This is a genomic window from Moraxella sp. (assembly GCF_024227015.1).
Taxonomy (GTDB): Bacteria; Pseudomonadota; Gammaproteobacteria; order Pseudomonadales; family Moraxellaceae; genus Moraxella.
In genome coordinates, this window is the sequence record NZ_JAAELD010000399.1 from 1 (window position 1) to 820 (window position 820).

General features: G+C 46.5%; 1 protein-coding gene. It reads left to right on the forward strand.

From position 1 onward, the window contains the following. On the forward strand, positions 1-752 hold a 752-nt coding region (locus GY683_RS09280), incomplete at its 5' end, for a tyrosine-type recombinase/integrase (protein ID WP_297288454.1). Between the last annotated feature and the right edge of the window lie 68 nt (positions 753-820).

The window sequence follows — 820 nt, forward strand, 5'->3', positions numbered from 1 at the left end:
CAAAGATAAAATTGGCGGCGTTGACCATCGAAGATATCGATGCGTTTTTCGCCAAGTTTAATTGCGGCTTTTCTCCGGCCACCTGTAAAGTGTACCGTTCGATAATCAGGGGATTTTTAAGCTATCTGTATCATCACCACCAAATTATAAAACGTGATCTTGCCCCTGTGGTGGTCGCTGCACCCATGTTTGCCCAGGCCAAGCCACCCACATTTTTACGTGGCGACGAGGTTAAAAAGCTGTTTGACAGCATTGACTGCTATTCGCAAACCGGGCTTCGAACCTACGCCATGCTCCAACTGGCTTACACTCTGGGACTGCGCCCCGTGGAGATATGCCAGATCACACTGGACGATATATCCTTTCGCAAAGCCGAAATAAACATCAATATGCGCAAATGCCATAATCCCTTAATACTTCCCTTACCGGAAGTCACCATCAAAGCCATCGCGGCTTACATTATCGGCGCCCGGCCGCAAAGCGCCCACCGAACCCTTTTTTTAAGTCTGCAGCCGCCTTATGGCCCCATCACACCTACAACGGTTAATCATCATTTTAAAGTTCATATGCAAAAGATTAACCCGGCTGCAACCGCATATTGGCTTCGGCATACCTATGCTCAAAATCTTCTGCACACCGGTGTGTCATTATATGAAATCAAAGAATTACTGGGCCATGACAGCATCGAGTCCACCCGAAAGTATCTTCTCATTCACATAAAATTAATGCGCGAGGTTTTGTTTGATGAATAAGTTTGAAAGTTTTCTGGCAAAGCAGCTGCACCAATACGTTATCTATCGCCACAACCTGGGCTATGCAA